Source organism: Weissella sp. DD23 (genome assembly GCF_001579105.1).
Classification (GTDB): Bacteria; Bacillota; Bacilli; order Lactobacillales; family Lactobacillaceae; genus Weissella; species Weissella cibaria.
Genome location: NZ_KQ970446.1, coordinates 1 through 514 on the forward strand (window position 1 = coordinate 1; position 514 = coordinate 514).

The window sequence follows — 514 nt, forward strand, 5'->3', positions numbered from 1 at the left end:
CGCCCAGCTTTGTTGGGGCTGAATTACCAGGCGCCATATCCATGTAAACATCCTGATTCGCCAATTGGAAATGGTACCCCGAACCTTGGAAACCATACCCTTGCCCGGTACCCTTTGGATTCATATTCAACACGAGCGCGATTTTATCGTCATCCATGACCATACCCCATTGATGAACATTAAATTCATCATATGAAAAGCGCAACTCGCTTAATGGAATACTATCAAAATCAACGGTTGCATAAGCCTGTTGGTTAATCCCAACCTCCAACCAAATTAGCACGGCTGATATTGCCATTAATAGCCACTTCTTAATCATTAATCTCTCCTACCTTTTTTCGGTTGATTAACGGTCAACCTGTCTTTCCCTTGTCGCTTTGATTCATACAAACTTTGATCAGCCCGTTTCAAAACATCGTCAACGTTCGCATCAGTTGGACACATTGATGCCACCCCAACGGAAATAGTAACCGTCAAATAATGGTTTCCAAACTCAAAACTATTATCGCGAATC

General features: G+C 42.6%; 2 protein-coding genes. Both read right to left on the reverse strand.

Translation table 11 applies throughout. The features are described 5' to 3' along the window. A partial coding sequence (locus WEIDD23_RS12165; RefSeq protein WP_156469670.1) for a hypothetical protein occupies window positions 1-319 on the reverse strand: 319 nt, incomplete at its 3' end. Continuing rightward, the coding region (locus WEIDD23_RS12900) for a GGDEF domain-containing protein (RefSeq protein WP_197458898.1) at window positions 319-514 on the reverse strand (196 nt) is incomplete at its 5' end. The genes WEIDD23_RS12165 and WEIDD23_RS12900, both read right to left, overlap by 1 nt.